Annotated in this window: 21 protein-coding genes and 1 other RNA gene; 16 read left to right on the top strand and 6 right to left on the bottom strand. The window is 54.6% G+C overall.

What is annotated here, in order from left to right:
• Positions 1-44 precede the first annotated feature (44 nt).
• Positions 45-1,397 carry a UDP-N-acetylmuramate:L-alanyl-gamma-D-glutamyl-meso-diaminopimelate ligase gene (mpl, locus tag FY046_RS21630; RefSeq protein WP_159336810.1) on the top strand — a complete coding sequence of 451 codons (1,353 nt, stop codon included), beginning with the start codon at positions 45-47 and terminating at the stop codon, positions 1,395-1,397.
• A gap of 104 nt (positions 1,398-1,501) precedes the next feature.
• Here mpl and yjgA read toward each other — a convergent pair whose 3' ends face one another.
• A complete protein-coding gene (gene yjgA / locus FY046_RS21625; protein WP_133842523.1) occupies positions 1,502-2,047 on the bottom strand; it encodes a ribosome biogenesis factor YjgA in 546 nt (181 codons plus the stop codon).
• Between the two features lie 163 nt (positions 2,048-2,210).
• Between yjgA and pmbA the strand changes: the two genes are divergently transcribed.
• The 11 genes from pmbA (at position 2,211) to FY046_RS21570 (ending at position 12,267) form a co-directional block, all read left to right on the top strand.
• Positions 2,211-3,551, top strand: a complete 1,341-nt coding sequence (gene pmbA / locus FY046_RS21620; RefSeq protein WP_159336811.1) for a metalloprotease PmbA — start codon at positions 2,211-2,213, stop codon at positions 3,549-3,551.
• Between the two features lie 96 nt (positions 3,552-3,647).
• Positions 3,648-4,031: a cytochrome b562 gene (cybC, locus tag FY046_RS21615; protein ID WP_431022154.1), complete on the top strand. Its 384-nt coding sequence runs from the start codon at positions 3,648-3,650 to the stop codon at positions 4,029-4,031.
• Between the two features lie 594 nt (positions 4,032-4,625).
• Positions 4,626-4,967 (top strand): glycine dehydrogenase, encoded by a 342-nt coding sequence (locus FY046_RS21610; RefSeq protein WP_133842520.1) that lies wholly within the window; start codon positions 4,626-4,628, stop codon positions 4,965-4,967.
• An 84-nt stretch (positions 4,968-5,051) separates the two neighbouring features.
• A complete protein-coding gene (locus FY046_RS21605) occupies positions 5,052-5,411 on the top strand; it encodes an SFCGS family glycine-rich protein (protein WP_133842519.1) in 360 nt (119 codons plus the stop codon).
• Positions 5,411-5,710 carry a DUF4312 family protein gene (locus FY046_RS21600; protein WP_133842518.1) on the top strand — a complete coding sequence of 100 codons (300 nt, stop codon included), beginning with the start codon at positions 5,411-5,413 and terminating at the stop codon, positions 5,708-5,710. The genes FY046_RS21605 and FY046_RS21600 overlap by 1 nt, the downstream gene beginning before the upstream one ends.
• 92 nt (positions 5,711-5,802) lie before the next feature.
• On the top strand, positions 5,803-6,579 hold the full coding sequence (locus tag FY046_RS21595) for a DUF4311 domain-containing protein (protein WP_133842517.1): 777 nt from the start codon (positions 5,803-5,805) through the stop codon (positions 6,577-6,579).
• A gap of 7 nt (positions 6,580-6,586) precedes the next feature.
• Positions 6,587-7,237, top strand: coding sequence for a DUF4310 family protein (locus tag FY046_RS21590; protein ID WP_133842516.1), 651 nt, complete (start codon positions 6,587-6,589; stop codon positions 7,235-7,237).
• A gap of 44 nt (positions 7,238-7,281) precedes the next feature.
• Positions 7,282-8,415 (top strand): amidohydrolase/deacetylase family metallohydrolase, encoded by a 1,134-nt coding sequence (locus tag FY046_RS21585; RefSeq protein ID WP_133842515.1) that lies wholly within the window; start codon positions 7,282-7,284, stop codon positions 8,413-8,415.
• Complete coding sequence (locus FY046_RS21580) at positions 8,399-9,520, top strand: DgaE family pyridoxal phosphate-dependent ammonia lyase (RefSeq protein WP_133842742.1); 1,122 nt, start codon at positions 8,399-8,401, stop codon at positions 9,518-9,520. The genes FY046_RS21585 and FY046_RS21580 overlap by 17 nt, the downstream gene beginning before the upstream one ends.
• Positions 9,517-10,257, top strand: a complete 741-nt coding sequence (dagF, locus tag FY046_RS21575) for a 2-dehydro-3-deoxy-phosphogluconate aldolase (protein WP_133842514.1) — start codon at positions 9,517-9,519, stop codon at positions 10,255-10,257. Before FY046_RS21580 ends, dagF begins: the two co-directional genes overlap by 4 nt.
• A gap of 99 nt (positions 10,258-10,356) precedes the next feature.
• On the top strand, positions 10,357-12,267 hold the full coding sequence (locus FY046_RS21570; RefSeq protein ID WP_167864332.1) for a BglG family transcription antiterminator: 1,911 nt from the start codon (positions 10,357-10,359) through the stop codon (positions 12,265-12,267).
• Between the two features lie 349 nt (positions 12,268-12,616).
• Here the strand turns inward: FY046_RS21570 and dolP are convergent, their stop codons facing one another.
• From dolP to FY046_RS21550, 4 genes are read right to left on the bottom strand one after another with little or no spacing between them, the layout of a single operon-like run.
• The gene (dolP, locus tag FY046_RS21565; RefSeq protein WP_133842512.1) at positions 12,617-13,189 is read right to left on the bottom strand and encodes a division/outer membrane stress-associated lipid-binding lipoprotein; all 573 of its coding nucleotides are present in this window, start codon (positions 13,187-13,189) and stop codon (positions 12,617-12,619) included.
• A gap of 10 nt (positions 13,190-13,199) precedes the next feature.
• Positions 13,200-13,790, bottom strand: coding sequence for a DnaA initiator-associating protein DiaA (diaA, locus tag FY046_RS21560; protein ID WP_133842511.1), 591 nt, complete (start codon positions 13,788-13,790; stop codon positions 13,200-13,202).
• Between the two features lie 39 nt (positions 13,791-13,829).
• The gene (locus FY046_RS21555) at positions 13,830-14,222 is read right to left on the bottom strand and encodes a YraN family protein (protein ID WP_133842510.1); all 393 of its coding nucleotides are present in this window, start codon (positions 14,220-14,222) and stop codon (positions 13,830-13,832) included.
• A complete protein-coding gene (locus FY046_RS21550; RefSeq protein ID WP_446186469.1) occupies positions 14,180-16,192 on the bottom strand; it encodes a penicillin-binding protein activator in 2,013 nt (670 codons plus the stop codon). Before FY046_RS21550 ends, FY046_RS21555 begins: the two co-directional genes overlap by 43 nt.
• Positions 16,193-16,254: 62 nt before the next feature.
• Between FY046_RS21550 and rsmI the strand changes: the two genes are divergently transcribed.
• The 3 genes from rsmI (at position 16,255) to FY046_RS21535 (ending at position 18,935) form a co-directional block, all read left to right on the top strand.
• The gene (gene rsmI / locus FY046_RS21545; protein ID WP_133842508.1) at positions 16,255-17,118 is read left to right on the top strand and encodes a 16S rRNA (cytidine(1402)-2'-O)-methyltransferase; all 864 of its coding nucleotides are present in this window, start codon (positions 16,255-16,257) and stop codon (positions 17,116-17,118) included.
• Between the two features lie 32 nt (positions 17,119-17,150).
• An RNA gene (gene rnpB / locus FY046_RS21540) (RNase P RNA component class A) lies at positions 17,151-17,530 on the top strand.
• A gap of 283 nt (positions 17,531-17,813) precedes the next feature.
• The gene (locus tag FY046_RS21535) at positions 17,814-18,935 is read left to right on the top strand and encodes a ribosomal protein uL16 3-hydroxylase (RefSeq protein ID WP_133842507.1); all 1,122 of its coding nucleotides are present in this window, start codon (positions 17,814-17,816) and stop codon (positions 18,933-18,935) included.
• Positions 18,936-18,994: 59 nt separating this feature from the next.
• Here the strand turns inward: FY046_RS21535 and FY046_RS21530 are convergent, their stop codons facing one another.
• Entirely contained in the window at positions 18,995-19,699 is a 705-nt protein-coding gene (locus FY046_RS21530) for a pirin family protein (RefSeq protein ID WP_159336814.1), read from the bottom strand.
• A gap of 126 nt (positions 19,700-19,825) precedes the next feature.
• Here FY046_RS21530 and FY046_RS21525 point away from each other — a divergent pair, with 126 nt between their 5' ends.
• On the top strand, positions 19,826-20,728 hold the full coding sequence (locus FY046_RS21525; protein ID WP_133842505.1) for a LysR family transcriptional regulator: 903 nt from the start codon (positions 19,826-19,828) through the stop codon (positions 20,726-20,728).
• Positions 20,729-20,933: the final 205 nt, after the last annotated feature.

The raw sequence follows: 20,933 nt of genomic DNA, 5'->3' as shown, positions 1-20,933 counted from the left end.
GGGGCGTTACACTAAGGCCGAACATTTTACGAAACGGACCTTTTATGCGTATTCATATCCTCGGTATCTGCGGCACCTTTATGGGTGGACTGGCGATGCTGGCCCGCGCGCTCGGCCATGAAGTGACCGGCTCTGATGCTAACGTTTACCCGCCAATGAGCACGTTGTTGGAGAAGCAGGGTATTGATTTAATTCAGGGTTATGATGCTTCTCAGCTCGATCCTGCACCGGACCTGGTGATCATCGGTAACGCGATGACCCGCGGTAATCCCTGTGTGGAAGCGGTGCTGGAGCGCAATATTCCTTATCTCTCTGGCCCACAGTGGCTGCATGACTTCGTCCTGCGCGACCGCTGGGTGATTGCGGTCGCCGGAACCCACGGAAAAACCACCACAGCGGGCATGGCAGCGTGGATTTTACAGGCCTGCGGCTATGAACCCGGTTTTGTCATCGGTGGGGTGCCTGGAAATTTTGATGTTTCCGCGAATTTAGGAAAAAGCCCATTCTTTGTGATTGAGGCGGATGAGTACGACTGCGCGTTCTTCGATAAGCGCTCGAAGTTTGTTCATTACTGCCCGCGTACCCTGATTCTGAACAACCTCGAGTTCGATCATGCCGATATTTTTGACGATCTGCGTGCTATTCAGAAACAGTTTCATCATCTGGTCCGCATCGTGCCAGGCCAGGGAAAAATTATCCTGCCAGAGCATGATGCTAACCTGAAACAGGTGATCGCGATGGGCTGCTGGAGTGAACAGGAAACCGTGGGCGACACCGGCCACTGGCAGGCGAAGAAACTCTCTACGGATGCCTCACACTGGGAAGTGCTGCTGGACGGCGAGCGCGTGGCAGAAGTGAACTGGTCGCTGGTGGGGGAGCACAACATGCATAACGGCATGATGGCCATTGCCGCTGCACGTCATGTTGGCGTGAAGCCCGAAGATGCGGGGCGTGCGCTGAATGACTTTATCAATGCCCGCCGTCGTCTGGAGCTGCGTGGAGAGAGTAACGGCATTAAGGTCTACGATGACTTTGCCCATCACCCAACGGCTATCCTCGCTACGCTGGCGGCGCTGCGCGGCAAAGTCGGCGGCACTGCGCGCATTCTGGCGGTGCTGGAACCCCGTTCGAATACCATGAAAATGGGCATCAGCAAGGACGATTTAGCCCCGGCGCTGGGGCGTGCTGATGAAGTGTTCCTTTATCAGCCGCACCACATTCCGTGGCAGGTTGCCGAAGTGGCCGAGGCCTGCATTCAGCCGGCGCAGTGGAGTGCGGATCTCGATACACTGATAGAAATGATTGCCAAAAAGGCCCAGCCGGGCGATACCATCCTGGTCATGAGTAATGGCGGTTTTGGTGGGATTCATCAGAAATTGTTAGATCGATTGGCGTAATATGCATTGGGCGAGGCATGCCTCGCCCTACGCGCCTGTGGTGGGCATGCCTATGCCTTTGCGTAGGGGTCGGGCACGCCCGACCTGATACTCACAGCAATACGTTACGACGCTTCGGCCAGCTCACGCAGATACTGGAAGATCTGGCGATAAGCTTTCGGCGGTTTGTTGGTCGCTTTCTCTTTCTGCGCGTTACGGATCATCGCACGCAGCTGCTGGCGGTCGGCATGAGGATAGAGGTTCAGCACCTCTGGCACCGCATCATCACCTTGCTCCACCAGACGGTCACGCAGCACTTCCAGTTTATGGAACAGTGCGACCTGCTGGTTGTGGCGGTTCTTCAGCTTATCCAGTGCCGTACGGATCGGCTCTTCATCACGTGAACGCAGCATTTTACCGATCAGCTGCATCTGGCGGCGGCGGCCTTCTTTCTTAATCTTCTGTGCCAGTTCAATGGCGGCACGCAGATCTTCATCCAGTGGGATTTTGTCCAGGGAGTTTTTCCCCAGTTCCACCAGTTCAGCGCCAAGGCGTTTTAGCTCCTCGGCATCACGTTTAATCTCACTTTTACTGACCCAGATAATCTCATCATCTTCTTCTTCTTCGTTATCTGGTACATCATCGAGCCAGTCGTCGGGCTGCTTGGTCATTGGTACGGCTCCTGAAAAAGAGGCTAATGCTATCAGGTTACGAGGCTACTGCGAAATTGTTCTCTGAGTCTGTTAGACTCAAATGAAGCCTTATCACCCTGGTGTGGTTATGCCAGCGCGGTAAGCCACCGAAAAATCGCACTATTAATTATATGGCAGGTCGATGAAATTACTCTCCCAAGTTGCAGAACAGCGTAAAACCCTGGAACAGGCGATAGCGACAGCACTCGAACTGGCAAAGGCCAGCAGCGACGGAGCAGAAGTCGCGGTAACCAAAACCACCGGCATCAGCGTGAGTACGCGCTATGGCGAAGTGGAAAATGTTGAATTCAACAGCGATGGTGCCCTGGGCATCACTGTTTATCATCAGAATCGTAAAGGCAGCGCCTCTTCAACTGACCTCAGCCCGGACGCGATAAAGCGCACCGTGCAGGCCGCGCTGGACATTGCCCGCTACACCTCTCCCGATCCTTACGCGGGTGTGGCCGACCGTGAGCTACTGGCGTTTGATGCGCCGGATCTCGATCTGTTTCACCCTGCTGAGATCGATGCCGATCGCGCTATCGAACTGGCGGCTCGCGCCGAGCAGGCCTCACTGAAAGCGGATAAGCGTATTACCAACACCGAAGGCGGCAGCTTTAACAGCCACGTCGGGATTAAAGTGTTCGGTAACAGCCACGGGATGCTGCAAGGCTATTGCTCCAGCCGCCATTCGCTTTCCAGCTGTGTGATCGCGGAAGAAAACGGGGATATGGAGCGCGATTACGCTTACACCATTGGTCGTGCCATTGAAGACCTGAAGTCACCGGAAGCCGTGGGCGAAGAGTGTGCCCGTCGCACCCTGTCACGTCTTTCTCCACGCAAGCTGTCGACAATGAAAGCGCCGGTGATGTTTGCTGCCGAAGTCGCAACAGGCTTATTCGGTCATCTGGTAGGCGCGATCAGCGGTGGCAGTGTTTATCGTAAATCGACGTTCCTGCTTGATTCCCTGGGTGAGCAAATCCTGCCGGAGTGGCTGACCATTGAAGAACATCCGCATCTGCTGAAAGGCCTGGCCTCTACGCCGTTTGATAGCGAAGGTATCCGTACCCAGCGCCGCGACATTATCAAAGAGGGTGTGTTGCAGAACTGGCTGCTGACCAGCTACTCCGCCCGCAAACTGGGGCTGCAAAGCACCGGACATGCTGGTGGTATTCATAACTGGCGCATCGCCGGACAGGGCCACAGCTTCGACGCAATGCTAAAACAGCTCGGCACCGGGCTGTTGGTGACCGAGCTGATGGGGCAGGGCGTGAGTGGTATCACGGGGGATTACTCTCGCGGAGCATCGGGTTTCTGGGTGGAAAATGGCGTGATCCAGTATCCGGTCAGTGAAATTACCATTGCCGGTAACCTGAAAGACATGTGGCGCAATATGGTCAGCATCGGTAGCGACATTGAAACGCGTAGCAATATCCAGTGTGGATCCGTTCTGTTACCAGAAATGAAGATCGCAGGGCAGTAATTTACAGATTTACGCGTATGCTGAAAAGGCGGCTGTGAAAACAGCCGCCTTTTTTAATGCCTGAATGATACCCATTTATAAAAAATAGGATCTGAGATGCGTAAGTTATTGATTGCAATGTTGAGTACGACCCTGATGTTAAGTGCCTCGGTGATGGCACAGGACCTGGAAGGCGATATGGATATCCTGAAAGGCGCTTATCGCACGGTACAAAAAACCGATGATAAGGCGGAAATGATCAGAGCATTAACCGATATGCGTGCTGCCGCTGAGAATGCGAAAACTCAGACGCCGGATAAGTTAAAAGGCCAGGCGGCCGACAGTGCTGGAATGAAAGATTATCGTGCAGAACTGGACACACTGATTGGCCAGATTGATACCAGTCTGAAACTGGCAAACGGCGGTGATCTGGCAGGCGCAAAGGAAGAAGCGAAGACTTTCTCCGCTACCCGAGATGCCGGTCATAAGAAGTTTCGTTGATCACACAACCCTGATCAAAAACGTTTAGCTTGAACCTGAGAGGCGATGAATAAACCCATCGCCTTTTTTCGTAAAATAGCTGAGTGAAAACACTGTAGATAATGAGAATATCTCGCGATTTTTTCTTGTTCAGAATCTTTCTCTGACTTCCCTTGTCAGGCAGATAAACGCGAGAGTTTTCACCATGAAAAGTGATCTATAATATTTTCGATTATTAATACCCTGATAATTGAGTTGTGAAAAACTGGTAAACCCGCAAATCCCGGGAACATAAAAATTTATGTGGCAGGGAGGCGCGGGTGTTATCTTTTTTATTCTCCGCCTGGTATTTCTTCATAAATTTTACTTCTATTTCTGTGATTATTGATATGTTTTCCCCCGTATATATCCCTTTGCCTGCGTTTATTAAGCAGGTAACGCTGTTTTTTTGTGATTCACATCTCAATTTAACGGTGTTCGTGCACGTTTCAACGTTTTTGCGACATCAATCCGGCGTCATCTGTTTATTTCCGTTTCAATGTGGAAAAAGTCGTTCTACACAGAAAGGTAACGTAGAGGTAATTTATTCCCATCGTTAATTAAGAGGGGACGAACGTGAGTAATGGAATAGCGCCAGTGAACGCGGTAACAGAACAGGATAATGAAATTCAGTCGCTGGCTGCGCGGGTGATGACACAAATTACCGAACTTTTTGCCGCCCGAAATATTCAACCTAATCCTGTTCAGCAGCAGATGCTCACCTCCCATGTGCGTGCGATGGCACTGCGTTCTCTCACCGGAGAAGCGCTGCCAGAAGTGGAAGAAGAACTGTTTGAGGATATCTCGCCAGAGTCAATGACGCTGGCACAGCAGGTTGTTGATTTGTTCGGTAACCTGCCGAAAGAAGAGGCCTGGCTACTCTCCGTTCATTTCGAAGTAGCCAAAGAAAACGAATAAACCTGGGGTCGGACATGCCGACCCCTACGACAATCCGTAGGGGCGGGGCATGCCCCGCCCGTTGCAACCAATAAGGAATACAACATGTCTCAAATTATCGTCGTGATTGGCGACCGTTTAGGTAAAGGCCAGAAAGTCGCTGCCGGAATCGAAAAAGCCGGCGGCAAAGCGATTGTAGTACCGGGTGTGGCGGCAGACATGAAGTTGGGTGATGTCATGAAGGCGGAAAACGCCACTTTCGGCATCTCCTTCTGTGGCAGCGGCGGCGCGGGTGCCATCACTGCTCAGAATAAATATGGCTACAAAGCTAAGCATGGAATGCGCTCCATTGATGAAGGTGTGACCGCCATCAACGAAGGTGCCACGGTACTCGGCTTCGGCTTTATGGATAAAGAAGAGTTGGGTGAGCGTCTGGTGCTGGCGTGGCAGAAGAAGCACGGCTGATGAAAGAGCAATTCACCACCACGGTGAGCGTTAGCGGTAAGGGCGACAGCAAAGGAAAAGCCTTTGCCGATGCCCTTAGCCGGGTACAAAACACGGTACTGAAATCCACCAGCAAAATTCTTCTGCGTATTGAGCCGGTGGATGTGAAGGTGCTGCAGGCCAGTGTTCGCACCAAAACGGAAAAGTTTCTGTTCTTCTTTCTGGCGCGTGAACGGCGGCTCTACAGCGTCGATCTGGAGATCACCGTCAACGTGGTGGTGGTGGATACAGACAACGTGGATTTCATCGTTTCCCACTAAAAAAACATCAGGGCGCATACACCTCCACGCATTCAGATGCGGTAGTCCGTCTACCGCCTGAGGCGAAGGGGTTATAACAAAAGGAAAGACCGATGTTCCTCATTATCTTATTTAAGTCATTGATTATCGGCGGACTTGTCGGTGTTGGTGTGGGCGCAGGCGCAGCACGCATGTTTCATGCCCCGACCACACAGGGCATGGGCGCTTTTCGTACATTGGGCGAACTGAACTCCTGTGAGGGCGATCCTGCCTCCCACTTCTCTTTCGGCCTCGGCTTCTTCTTTAATGCCTGGGCATCGTCTGTGGCGGCGGGTTCTTTTACTCAGGACGTTGACCACCGCATTATCCCTAACTGGGGGGCCGCGGCACTGATGGTCAAGAACCGCAACGTGGCAGACACCCTGCACAACCCGAAGAAAATGGCGATCGCCTGCGGCATCATCGGCATGATCGTGGTGGCGTTCCTGAACTCAACGGCGTCAGCAGTACCGGCAGCCTTGCAGGTGACGGCAGTGAAGGTGCTGGTACCTGCGGCTAACCTGCTGGTCAATACAGTCATGCCCGTGATCTTCTGGCTGGCGGCCATTGATGCCGGTAAAAAGTCCGGTTTCTGGGCCACCATTTTTGGTGGACTGGCGCAGCTAATCATGGGGAATGCGGTACCGGGCCTGGTACTGGGCATCCTGATTGGCAAAGGGGTTGAAGAAGCGGGCTGGAACCGTGTGACCAAGGTGATGATGATGGCCATCGTCCTGCTGTTCGTGCTAAGCGGGTTCTTCCGCGGCTTTGATATGAAGCTGCTGGAGTCCTTCCATCTGGGTGTGCCTGGCTGGCTGGATATGATCCACAACTCCCTGAGCGGTAAATAAGAGGACGATGGTAATGGAAAATACAAAAAGTGGTTTCTGGTATGCCGACTGGTCGTTTCCGATCTTTGTCGGGCTGCTCTCTTCTGGTGTGTTCGCCGGTACGCATATGTATTACGTCTACGGGCTGGGTGCTTTCAACGAAGTGGCCTTCGTCTCCATGCTGCGTGCGGGAATGGAAACTGGCGTTTACGGTGCGGTAGCGGCCTTCGGTGCCAGCTTCCTGTTTGCACGCATTATTGAAGGATCGCTGGTGGGGATCCTCGATATTGGTGGCGCGATCCAGACCGGGATCGGCCTGGGCGTGCCTGCGCTGCTGCTGGGGGCCGGGTTTATCTTCCCGGTAGCAAACTTTGCCGCCTCGCTGGTAACCGGCCTGGCGCTGGGCCTGGCAGTGGGATACCTGATTATTCTCGCGCGTAAATTTACCATCAACAACAGCGACTCGACCTACGGCGCTGACGTGATGATGGGCGCGGGCAACACCTCTGGCCGCTTCCTCGGTCCGTTAATTATCTTGTCTGCGATGGCGGCATCGATTCCCATTGGGCTGGGTGCGCTGGTGGGATCGTTGCTGTTCTACCTGTGGAACAAGCCGATTACCGGTGGCGCAATCCTGGGGGCGATGGCGCTGGGAGCGATCTTCCCGGTCGCGCTGTAACTAACCCGCGTGGCGGCGGGATGTCGCCACGCTGAGGAGTCTGCATGTTTGATCTGATTATTCGGCGGGGCCGTCTCAGCGATGGCACCCTCAGTGATGTCGCCATTCACGACGGCAAAATTGCAGCCGTTGGCCTGGTCGCAGGTCCGGCGAAACATGAGTGGGATCTTGCCGGGCGTTACTGGCTGAGTGCGGGCTGGATTGACTCGCACGTTCACTGCTACCCAAAATCGCCGATTTACCATGATGAAGCCGATCGCATTGGTGTGGACACGGGCGTCACGACGGTGGTGGATGCGGGCAGTACCGGCGCAGATGATATCGATGATTTCTATCAACTCACCCGTAGCGCCAGCACCCGTGTTTATGCGCTGCTCAACATCGCCCGTAGTGGCATTCTGACGCAGAATGAACTGGCGGATATGGCGCGTATTGACGGGCCTGCGGTACGCGCAGCGGTACAGCGTCTGCCGGGTTTTATCCTGGGTTTGAAAGCCCGTATCAGCAGCAGTGTGGTGGAACAAAATGGTATCAAGCCGCTGGAACGTGCCAAAGCGATGCAGCAGGAGAACGGCCAACTGCCGCTCATGGTCCATATCGGTAACAACCCGCCGAACCTCGATGATATCGCCGATTTGTTGACCTCCGGCGACATGATTACCCACTGCTATAACGGCAAACCGAATCGTATTCTTACGGCGGAAGGGCAGCTTCGCGCGTCGATTACCCGTGCGTTGCAGCGCGGTGTGCGGCTGGATGTTGGGCATGGCTCTGCCAGCTTCAGTTTTGAGGTGGCACAGGTCGCCATCGGCCAGGGCATTTTACCGCACACCATCAGCTCGGATATCTACTGCCGCAACCGCCTTAACGGTCCGGTGTATTCCCTCGCGCATGTGATGTCCAAATTCTTAAACATCGGTATGACGCTGACACAGGTGATTGATTGTGTCACCTGCCATGCCGCCGATGGGCTGCGGCTCAATGGAAAAGGACGGCTGGTGCCGGGACTGGATGCCGATCTGACCATTTTTGACGTGAAACAGGAAACCTGCCTGTTCAGTGATTCTGACGGACAAACCCTGTCTGGCGAAACACACCTGGTGCCGCTGGCTGCTGTGGTGAGCGGGCAGGCATTCGTGACTAACGAAGGGAAAAAACGTGATGATTTCAGTGTATGAAAAATATGGCTTAAAGCAGGTGATTAACGCCTCTGGCCGCATGACCATTCTCGGTGTGTCGACCCCGAGCGCGGATGTGGTGGAGACGGTAAATTATGGTCTGAAGCACTACTTCGAAATGAAAGATCTGGTCAACAAAACCGGTGCTTACATTGCCGGCCTGTTGGGTTGTGAAGCGGCAGTTGTGGTCTCCTGCGCGTCAGCGGGTATTGCGCAATCTGTGGCGGCGGTGATCGTGAAAGATAACGACTGGCTGTTGGAAAACCTCCATGCCGCGCCGCTGACCGTGCCGCATGACATCGTGCTGCCAAAGGGCCATAACGTGAACTTCGGCGCGCCCGTGGGCACGATGGTCACACTGGGAGGTGGCCGCCTTGTGGAAGCAGGCTACGCCAACGAATGTTCGCCTGAACAGCTCTCGGCGGCCATCACGCCGCAAACAGCCGCCATTCTCTACATCAAATCGCACCACAGCGTGCAGAAAAGCCATCTCAGCGTCGAACAGGCGGCGGTAGTGGCCCGGAAACACGGCGTTCCACTGATCGTGGATGCTGCTGCCGAAGAAGACTTGCAGGCATATTACGCACTGGGGGCAGACCTGGTGATCTACAGCGGCGCCAAAGCGATTGAAGGGCCTACCAGCGGGCTGGTAACAGGAAAAACGCAGTACGTCGAATGGGTAAAACGTCAGTCGCAGGGCATTGGTCGCGCGATGAAAGTCGGCAAAGAGGGCATCCTTGGACTGACTCAGGCGATTGAAAATTTCCAGCGTCTGGAGAAAGTAACAGGGGCGCAGATGGTAGAAAAAATGACGCCATTTATCGACAACCTGAATCAGCTGTCCGGAATTCAGGCTCGCGTGGTGTGGGATGCGGCCGGGCGTGATATTGCCCGTGCTGAGATTCATTTTGACGAAGCGACTATCGGGCGTACTACGGGCGAAGTGGTCCAGGCACTTAAAACCGGCGATATCGCCATCTATTTCCGTGGCTACAAAGCTAACGAAGGGATTGTCGAAGTAGACGTGCGCAGCGTGTCTGCGGATCAGCTGCACACCATTTTTGTCTGTATTCAGACGCTGTTAATCAGGGAGAAACGCGCATGACGCTGACACCAAAATTTTACCGTGATCGGGTATGCCTGAATGTACTGGCCGGATCAAAACAGAACGCCCGTGATATCTGGGTGGCGGCCGAAGGCCACGTGCTGGTAGGCGTGCTGTCGAAAAACTATCTTGATGTCGCGACTGCCGTGGCGGACATGCGTGAGTATGCCGCGCTGATCGATAACGCGCTGTCCGTCGGTCTGGGGGCGGGCGACCCGAATCAGTCGCTGATGGTGAGTGCCATCTCCGCTGAAGTGCAGCCGCAGCATGTTAATCAAGTCTTTACCGGCGTCGGTACCAGCCGCGCGCTGCTGGGACAGGCACAGACCGTGGTGAATGGCCTGGTGTCGCCAACCGGCCAACCGGGAAAGGTGAAGATCTCTACCGGACCACTAAGTTCACAGAGGGCAGACGGGATTGTTCCGGTCGCCTCCGCGATTGCTATGCTGAAGGATATGGGCGGAAGCTCAGTGAAGTATTTCCCGATGGGCGGGCTGAAAGCTATCGACGAGTTTAAAGCGGTGGCAGAAGCCTGTGCAGAGCAGGATTTCTGGCTGGAACCCACGGGCGGTATTGATCTGGACAACTATGAGACGATTTTGCGCGTCGCGCTGGATGCCGGTGTCAGCAAAATTATTCCGCATATCTACAGCTCCATTATTGATAGCCCCACCGGGCTGACCCGTCCGGAAGATGTGGCAACACTGCTGGCATTAACCAAAAAGTTAGTGGATTAATCTCGTCCTTACACCCTGACCTGTGCCGGGGTGTACTATTTTTTCTTCGAAAAATAAGTTAGTTTTCCTTTTGTTGAACAGCTTAAAAGTGGTGCCCCCGTGAGATTCCCTAACCAACGACTGGCTCAGTTGTTTGATTTGCTGCAAAACGAAACGCTGCCGCAGGATGAGCTGGCGCGACGTTTCGCTGTCTCGACACGCACGGTGCGTACCGATATCAATGTTCTCAATGAACTGCTGGCCGATCATGGCGCCAGCCTGGTGCTGAATCGCGGTGCGGGTTATCAGCTAAAAATTGAGGATCTGCCGCGTTATACCGCATTGCTGCAGCAGTCACCTTCCCATCTGCGCGTTCCACGCACCTCACCGGAACGTGTGCACTACCTGCTCACGCGCTTTCTGACGTCGGCGTTTTCCCTGAAACTGGAAGATCTGGCCGATGAGTGGTTTGTCAGCCGTACCACGCTGCAAAGTGATATGGCCGAAGTCAGAGAATGGCTGGCGCGCTATCAACTGGCGATTGAAACCAAACCACGTTACGGCATGAAGCTATTCGGGAAGGAGGTAGCGATGCGCACCTGCCTGACGGACCTGCTGTACCAGATTGCGCAGGAGGACATCGACAGCCCGCTGTTAAGGCTGGAGGCGTTGAACAGCGGTATGCTCGATACACTGCAACCGCTGCTGCAACAGTGTCTCTCCCGGTTTACGATTCGTCTGACCGATGAGGGTGAGTTTTATCTGCGCCTTTACTGTGCCGTGGCGGTGCGTCGAATTGGCGAAGGCTACCCGCTGACTGAATTCTCTGCAGAAGATGTTGATGGCGACGTGCGTGACGCGGCGCGCCATATCGTGAATCTGATGAGACCGATGACGGGTAAAGCGATCTCTCCGGCAGAAGAGGCCTTTTTGCGAGTGAATATCGCTGCCCGTCGGGTTGAGGACAGTGTGGCCAGCGTGATCAGCCCGGATGACGGTGACTCGCTGGTGGACTACATCCTGAGTTACATCAACACTCATTACAACTTCAACCTGCAAAACGATCCGCAACTCCATGCCGATCTTCTGACGCATATAAAAACGATGATCACCCGTGTGCGTTACCAGATCCAGATCCCTAACCCATTGTTGTCGAATATTAAACAGCACTATCCAATGGCCTGGGATGTAACGCTGGCGGCAGTCTCCAGCTGGGGGAAATATTCACCGTATATCATCAGTGAAAATGAGATCGGCTTCCTGGTGCTGCATATTGGCGTTGGGCTGGAACGCCACTACAACGTGGGCTATCAGCGCCATCCGCAGATCCTGCTGGTGTGCGATACCGGCAACTCCACCGTGCGTATGATCGAAGCCATGCTGCTGCGGAAATATCCACAAATCGTTGTGAGTAACATCCTCTCGCTGCGTGAATATGAATTGAAAGAGAACGTGGAGGAAGACTTTGTGATCTCCACAGTACGTCTCAGTGATAAAGATAAGCCGGTTGTGGTGATGTCACCGTTTCCTACTGACTACCAGCTTGAACAGATCGGCAAGCTGGTGCTGCTCGATCGCACCCGGCCTTATATGCTGGAGCGCTTCTTTGATGCCAGCCACTTCCTTATTCTTGACCGCCCGATGGATCGTTCCGCGCTGTTCCGCCAGTTATGCGATCGGCTGGAAGAAGAAGGGAGGGTGGATGAAGCGTTTTACCCTTCGGTGGAAGAACGTGAGGCGATTGTCAGTACCATGCTGGGTGAGGGGATTGCGTTGCCGCACTCGCTTGGATTGCTGGCGAAGAAAACCTGCGTTTACACGGTGCTTGCTCCCGAGGGCATTGCCTGGGGCGATGAAACCGCCTACGTGATTTTCCTGCTGGCGATCAGCAAAACAGAGTATGAAGAGGCGATGGCCATTTACGACCTGTTTGTGACTTTTATGCGCGAGCGGGCGATGACACGACTTCGGGATAGCAAAGACTTTGCCAGTTTTAAAGCGGTAGCGATGGACTGCTTAAGCAGGTTGTAATGCGGTGGGAGCGGGTCGGGCATGCCCGCCCCCTACGAATATCAACGTGGATGGCGCAGGCCTTGTGGCGACCTCTACGAATACCAACGCGGATGGTACTGGTTTTGTGGCGACCTCTACGAATACTAACGCGGATGGTGCTGGTTTTGTGGCGCCCCCTACGAATATCAACGCGGATGGTACTGGTTTTGTGGCGACCTCTACGAATACCAACGCGGATGGTGCTGGTTTTGTGGCGCCCCCTACGAATATCAACGCGGATGGTGCTGGTTTTGTGGCGACCATTACGAATACCAACGCGGATTACTGTTTAGTAGGGGTCAGGCATGCCTGACCCTTTCCAGCATGCTTATTTCAGAATTGTAAACGCGGTGGTGACGTGGGTCACGCCGCTCACCCGGCTGGCGATATCTGCCGCCGCTTTTGCTTCCGAATCGGTCACCAGACCCAGCAGGAACACTTCGCCGTTCTCGGTAGTCACTTTCACGTTTGAGGATTTCACCTGATCGCTACCCAGCAACTGGGAGCGCACTTTGGTGGTGATCCAGGTATCTGAAGATGCCGTGCCAAAGCTCACCTTGCTACCGGTGCGGATCTCGTTATACACCTCGGTTGCACCATCAACACCGACGGCGATCTGTTTCGCGCGTGATGCCAGGTCGCTGCTCGGTGCCTGACCCGTCAGCAGCACTTTGCCCTGATAGGCGGTGGCAACAATGTGAGTGTTTTGTTTAATCTGTTCGTCTTTGGATAACGCGTTGGTCACACGAAGTTCTAAGGTGCCATCATCCACCTGAGTTCCTACGGAACGGGGATCGGTTGCACCTTTCGTGGCGACCGCCGCAGTGCCGACAACCGCAGCCACACAGCCCTGTAACATCAACGCGGTAAGGATAACTGCACATGCAGATAATGCCTTCATTTAAGCTCCTTTAAACATCCTGGTGGGGAAACAAAGTGTTATCTATTAAATCGCACAGACAATTCACGGTTAACATATGCATTTCCTGAATTCTCGCGCTGCGATGCGAGGGGATACGAATCTCCACATCCTGTGGTCCCAGCAGACCGGCGAGTTCACCGCCGTCGTAGCCGGTCAGCGCAATAATCGTCATATCACGCGTGACCGCTGCCTCTACGGCTTTGACAATATCACGGCTGTTGCCGCGGGTTGATATGGCCAACAAAATATCACCAGCGTGGCCCAGCGCGCGCACCTGCTTCGCATAAATCTCTTCGTGCAGGCGATCATTACCAATCGCTGTCAGCAGCACATTATCAGCGCTAAGGGCGATGGCAGGCAGGCTCGGACGCTCAGTTTCAAAACGGTTGATCATGCTGGCAGCAAAATGCTGGGCATTGGCGCTGGAGGTTCCGTTGCCACAGCTCAGGATTTTGTTGCCATTCAGCAGCGACTGCACCATGGTCATCGCCGCACGTGCTATGGCATCCGGCAGCGCTTCTGCCGCTGCGATTTGCGTTTGAATACTTTCGGTAAAACAGACTTTAATTCTTTCCAGCACGTCATTCACCTGGTTAGTTTAGCCTTTTAAAACAGGCTCTTATTCTGCTGTAAATGCATCAGGTAACCATTCTACCTGTTCGCCGGTGATCGCGACCACATCAAAACGACAGTCCGTCGTGTCGAAGCTCTGTCCACGACTGTTGAGCCACAGCGCGGCGGCGCGCAACAGCTTTTGCTGTTTACTGCGCGTAATACTGGCTGCTGCGCCGCCAAAACGGTCGTTGCGACGATAGCGCACTTCAACAAAAACCCACACCTGCTTATCGCGCATAATCAGGTCGATTTCGCCTGCACGGTAACGCACATTCGCAGCGACAAAACGCAAACCTGATGTTTGCAGCAGGTGGCGGGCCTGACGTTCACTGGCCGCCCCCTGCTGTTGTCGACTCAGTTGGCCGGGACGATTTGACCCTGACGATACTGGCTCCACACTAACTTCCTGTTAATGACGCAGTCCTGATTTGCACTCAGATTGCCAGTATCACCTTTGATCTGGAAACCTGGCAGTGAGCGCATCTCGTTGAAATGATTCGCCAACGTCCAGGCATCAATGCCCATCGCATACAGACGAACCAGTGAATAATCATTGTTAAACGACTTCGCCGCCTGCTGCATCAGTGCTGGATTCGCACCAGACAGAAGCGGGATATCGCTAAACTGTAAGCCGTCCAGCTCCAGACGATAGTCCGGGCCTGCACCTGCCTGATAGCTGCGCGAACTGGCATACAGACCCACATTATCACGGCTGCTCACACGCATGGAGATCATCGGCTTAATCAGCGTCAGCTCATCCTGAGTGGCGACAATATACACTGAATCCACACTGCCGTTGCTGCTGCTGACCTGGGCATCGGTCATCGGTGCCGGGATGTTCAGGCCACCAATGGTTATACCCGTTGCTGCCGCAGGCTGTACGGTGATCGGCGTGCCGCTCAAGCGGATACCTGCGCCACTGTTAATACCCTGTTTCAGTTCTGTTTTTGAACCAAACTGCTGCTGCAATACCGTGCCACCGCCCAGTTTCTGCCACTCGGCAGCAAAGGATTTGTTCACGCGGTCCCCTAACGAGCTGCGTGGTACCAGCAGCAGCGGGGTACGTTTGCCCTGGTCCCACATATGATGCGCGGCATCACGGGCTTCGTCTTCAGGAGAAAGCGCAAAATAGCAAAGATTCGGACGGTTCTGGACGGACTCTGGCTCATTCAGGGCCAAAACGTTCAGTGATGTCTGGCTGTTAGCCAACTGTTCAACGTGATTTTTCAGCAGCGGACCCACTACCAGCGTTGCGCCATCATTCTTCGCCTGGGTGAGGATCTGTTCGATGGGCTGGGTGCTGGTGTCATACACCTGAATCTGAGTGCTGCTTGACGGTGCGGCTGTTTCTACGCTGTTGGCCGGGGCCGATTGCGGTTGAACGTCAGCAGGCTGGGCCGCGGTTGCGTCGGCAGACGGGCTGACCACCGTATCCGGTGTGGCCTGTACTGCTTCAGGAGCCTGCACCGGCGTGGCAGCTGCCGGGGCACTGCCCTGAGCCAGCACGCCATTTTTCGCGTCGTTAAACCCTTTCTGAATGGCGTTAGCAAACACTTGTGCCTGGCCACTTAGCGGCAGAAGCAGGGCGATTTTACCGGTGGACGCTGGCTGGAAGTTCTGTACCTGCAGCAGCGCCGTTGGCAGCATTTTGGCCGCAGGATTATAAGGATAACGCGTTTGCCAGTCACTGATACCTGCTTTCAGCATATCCGGGTCGCTGGCGTTCGCACGGTACACGCCGAGCAGATCTAACCAGCCTTGCAACACATTTTCATTGGCGTTGATGGCAAGATTGTTCATCTGATCTGGCGTCATTTGCGTCAGTGTTTGCCAGGTGGCATCGATATTCTTCTGTTTGTCGGCCGGATTTGTCAGTAGCGGTTCCTGAGCAATCCAGGCGCGCAGCACATCCAGCGAAGGGCGACCCTGGCTGGCGGCAATCTGCAACTGGAAGTAACGCACCTGCTGATCCTGCGACAGGGCGCTGGTATCAATCTGCTTCAGTTTCTCAGTCGCATCAGGCAGGTTTTGCTGTGCCACACTCAGCTGTGCCTGAAGCAGCAACAGCTCCTGACGCCGGGTCGCGTTAAGATCCTGAGGGATTTGCGTCAGCTGATCGTTGGCCTGAGGAACCTTCCCTTCGTTCAACAACGCTCTGATTGCAAGTAATTGCCAGTCAACCTTGTTATCATCTGAGCTTTGCTGCACCTGCTGCAGATAATAGTCAGAGGTGCCCGTGGCGGCCCCCTGTACATTCGCCTGAGGCGTTTGCGGAGCCTGGCCGGTACAACCGGCAAAAATCAGGGCGGCCAGCAGCAGCGGCATGGTGCGTACTGCTTTGCAGTGAACTACTTTCGAAGGAAGCATACTGTATCCAGTGATGTTTTTTTCAAGATGCTCAATATTAAATCGGCAATTCGGATCAAACAATGAAACAACACGATCGGGCAGATATTTCTGCCAGCACGCTCTATATCGTTCCAACCCCCATCGGTAACCTGGGCGATATCACCCAGCGGGCACTGAAGGTGCTTGCGAGCGTCGATCTGATCGCTGCGGAAGATACACGTCATACCGGGCTGTTGCTACAACATTTCGCCATCAATGCGCGGCTCTTCGCACTGCATGATCATAATGAACAGCAGAAAGCCGAGGTGTTGCTGGAGAAGCTGCGCGAAGGTCAAAGCATAGCGTTAGTTTCCGATGCTGGCACGCCGTTAATTAATGATCCCGGCTATCACCTGGTGCGCTTGTGCCGCGAGTCGGGCATCCGTGTGGTGCCATTACCCGGTGCCTGCGCGGCGATCGCCGCATTAAGCGCTGCCGGATTACCGTCCGATCGTTTCTGCTACGAAGGGTTTCTGCCCGCGAAAAGTAAAGGGCGCTGCGACACGTTACGTGCGCTCGAGCAGGAACCGCGGACCATTATTTTCTACGAGTCCACGCATCGCCTGTTGGACAGCCTGCAAGATATGGTCACCGTGCTGGGCCCGGATCGCTATGTCGTGCTGGCCCGTGAAATTACCAAAACCTGGGAGTCGATCTTTGGCGCGCCAGTGGGTGAACTGCTGGCGTGGGTGCTGGAAGACGAAAACCGCCGTAAAGGGGAGATGGTGCTGATTGTTGAAGGTTATCATGCGGTTGAAGAGGCATTGCCAGTGGAAGCTCTGCGTACCCTGGCGCTGCTCCAGGCCGAATTACCGCTGAAGAAAGCCGCTGCACTTACCGCCGAAATCCACGGTGTGAAGAAAAATGCACTTTATAAGCATGCGCTGGAGCAGCAGGGTGAGTGACAAGCCGTAGAAAACCCTATACACTGCGCGCCGAAGCTGACCAGACAGTCGCCGCTTTGTTGCCGTCCTCCTTCGGGGGAGACAGACAGAGGGGAGGAAAGTCCGGGCTCCATAGGGCAGGGTGCCAGGTAACGCCTGGGGGGCGCAAGCCCACGACCAGTGCAACAGAGAGCAAACCGCCGATGGCCCACGTAAGTGGGATCAGGTAAGGGTGAAAGGGTGCGGTAAGAGCGCACCGCGCGGCTGGCAACAGTTCGTGGCACGGTAAACTCCACCCGGAGCAAGGCCAAATAGGGGTTCACCAGGTACGGCCCGTACTGAACCCGGGTAGGCTGCTTGAGCCAGTGAGCGATTGCTGGCCTAGATGAATGACTGTCCACGACAGAACCCGGCTTACCGGTCAGCTTCGAACTCATTCAGGAAAAACCCCGCTTCGGCGGGGTTTTTGCTTTTAGAGCGCTCAACGGCGAGATGAATGACTGTCCACGACACTCTCTATGAAAGGAAGGCGGCTTACCGGTCAGCTTCGAACTCATTCAGGAAAAACCCCGCTTCGGCGGGGTTTTTGCTTTTACGCCCCCCTACGATGTCTTGCCCGGTGCCCATTACTCTGCCCGCCCTTGACGCATGACAAGGCAGCCTCGCTGCCTGCCTCTTTATAATCAGTGCCGTTTTGTCTCTCACTGGTGCGACCTATGGCTTATCAGCTCAATCTAAACTGGCCCGAATTTTTAGAGAAATACTGGCAAAAACAGCCTGTTGTTTTAAAAAATGCGTTCCCACACTTTGTCGATCCGATTACGCCAGATGAACTGGCCGGCCTGGCGATGGAGCCGGAAGTCGACAGCCGCCTTGTCAGTTATACCGATGGTCAGTGGCAGGCCAGCAATGGGCCTTTTGAACACTTTGATGGCCTGGGTGAAAGCGGCTGGTCGCTGCTGGCGCAGGCGGTAAACCACTGGCACGCGCCCGCAGCCGAGCTGGTGCGTCCGTTCCGCGTATTGCCGGACTGGCGTTTAGACGATCTGATGATCTCTTATTCCGTACCGGGGGGCGGTGTCGGGCCACATATCGATCAATACGATGTCTTTATCATCCAGGGAATGGGCCGCCGTCGCTGGCGTGTTGGGGATAAACTGCCGCTGAAGCAGTTCTGCCCACACCCTGCGCTGTTACATGTGGAGCCTTTCACACCCATCATCGATCACGAGCTGGCACCAGGTGACATTCTGTATATCCCACCGGGCTTCCCACATGACGGTTTCACCTTCGAAACCGCACTGAACTATTCTGTCGGTTTCCGCGGGCCTAATGGCCGCGATCTCATCAGTAGCTTTGCGGACTATGCGCTGGAAAACGATCTCGGTGGTGAGCATTACAGCGATGCTGATTTAACCTGCCGCGAACATCCTGGGCGGGTCGAAGAGTATGAGCTGGATCGTTTGCGCGCGATGATGATCGAGGTGATCAATCAGCCCGCAGACTTTAAGCAGTGGTTTGGCCGTTTCGCCACCACGCCGCGTCACGAGCTGGATATCGCGCCCGCCGAGCCCGCTTATGAACCGGATGAAATTGCTGAGGCTCTGCTAAGTGGTGACATGCTGACCCGCCTGAGTGGGTTAAGGGTGCTGCAAGTGGGTGAGCATTTCTTTATTAACAGCGAACGGCTGGAGACGGTCGATACACAAGCCGCTGATGTGCTGTGCCGCTACACCGTGCTCGGTAAAAACGAGCTGGGTGACGCGCTGCACAATCCGGTTTTTGTGGCTGAGCTCACCGCGCTGGTGAATCAGGGCTACTGGTACTTTGACTGCTGACACACTGTCAGAGCACCAGGAGGGCGCTGAACCGGCAGAGTGCAGCAATCGGGGCGAGATTATACCGGGAGATCGATAACCAGCGCCCGCAATGGCGTTTTTGCCGTCAGCGTCACGCTCTGTTCTTCGTGCAGGAACGCACCGTCACCACAGGTCAGAGCCTCCTGCTGCTGCGAATGCGCCATGGCCTTCAGCGATCCGTGAATCGATTGCAGATAGGCGCGCGTGCCGTTCAGCGGCAGGCTGTAGCTCTCGCCCGGTTCCAGCACCACCTGATGGATCCACACCTGCTGGCGCAGTTGCAGGCTGCCTGCGCTGCCGTCCGGTGAGGCCAGCAGCGTATAACGCTGATGTTCAGACACCGGCATCCGTTGCACTGATGCATTTTCCCGCTGCGGGCAGGCATCCAGCCACAGCTGCATACGCGTCAGGCTATGTTCTTTACTGATATTATGTTCTGAATAGCTCACTCCCGGCTGCGTGGCCAGCAACAAGGCTTCCCCGGCCTGCGCCTGCACGTGATTTCCCTCGCTGTCGCGATATTCTGCTGCACCCTGCAAAATCAGGTTCAGCACATCGACTTTCGGATATGTTCTGGGCTGGAAGGAAGCCCCTGGTGCCAGCACTTCCTGATTGAGTACGCGTAATGATGCGTAGCCAAGCAGTTTGGGATCAAAATAGTGACCAAAGGAGAAGGTATAGCGCGCCTGCAGCCAGCCGTAATCGGCTTTGCCACACTGTTGAGCGGTTCGACTGGTTATCATAGCGTTCTCCTTATCGGCCAGAGAAATCCCGACCGTTTATTATCCTGTTATGGTAAGTTTCTGGACGCCGGATTGTTAGCCAGTTAATCTGCTGGCAATATTCAAATTTCCTGACAGAGAATCACTATGGCCAAAGATCGCGCTCTGACGCTGGAAGCGCTGCGGGTAATGGATGCTATCGATCGTCGTGGTAGCTTTGCTGCCGCAGCGGATGAGCTGGGCCGTGTGCCTTCCGCTCTGAGCTATACCATGCAGAAGCTGGAGGAAGAGCTGGATGTCGTGCTGTTTGACCGCTCAGGCCATCGCACCAAATTTACCAATGTCGGACGTATGCTGCTGGAGCGCGGTCGTGTGCTGCTGGAAGCGGCCGACAAGCTGACCACGGATGCGGAAGCGCTGGCACGCGGTTGGGAAACCCACCTGACGATTGCCACCGAAGCGCTGGTCTCCACTGAACTGTTGTTTCCACTGGTCGGGAAGCTGGCCGATAAAGCCAACACCCAGGTGTCGCTGATGACCGAAGTCCTGGCCGGTGCATGGGAGCGTCTGGAGCAGGGGCGAGCCGATATTGTGATTGCCCCGGATATGCATTTCCGCGCCTCGTCAGAGATCAACACTCGCAAACTCTACACGCTGATGAGCGTCTATGTGGCCAGCCCGGAACACCCGATCCATCTGGAACCCGAACCGCTTTCGGAAACCACACGCGTAAAATATCGCGGCATTGCGGTGGCGGATACCGCGCGTGAGCGCCCGGTATTGACGGTGACCCTGCTCGACAAACAGCAGCGTCTGACGGTCAGCACCATTGAAGATAAGCACCGTGCGTTATTGGCGGGCTTAGGTGTCGGCACAATGCCTTATCCGATGGTGGAAAAAGACATCGCGGAAGGAAGGCTACGCGTGGTCAGCCCGGAATATACTCGTGAAGTGGATATTATTATGGCCTGGCGGCGCGACAGCATGGGCGAAGCAAAGTCCTGGTGCCTGCGGGAGATCCCGAAACTTCTGGCGAAACGCCAGGGGTAGCCACCCGCAGTATCAACGGCAGACTATTGAGCGGTATTTGTTTCCTGTGAATGCTCAATGCTGTTGAAGGTTGAAAAGGTCTGATAATAATAATGGCCCACAAAAGCCACATAACAGAGCATTACCACGGCCAGGCAGATTGCGATAGGTTTGATCATAGCTCCATCCCCATATTGATTTCGTTTTAGGTGTTTACGTCAGTAAA

The sequence above is a fragment of the Erwinia sp. 1181_3 genome (assembly GCF_052824965.1).
Note: the sequence above shows the minus strand (reverse complement) of the source record. Positions and strands in the feature narration are given on the sequence as shown.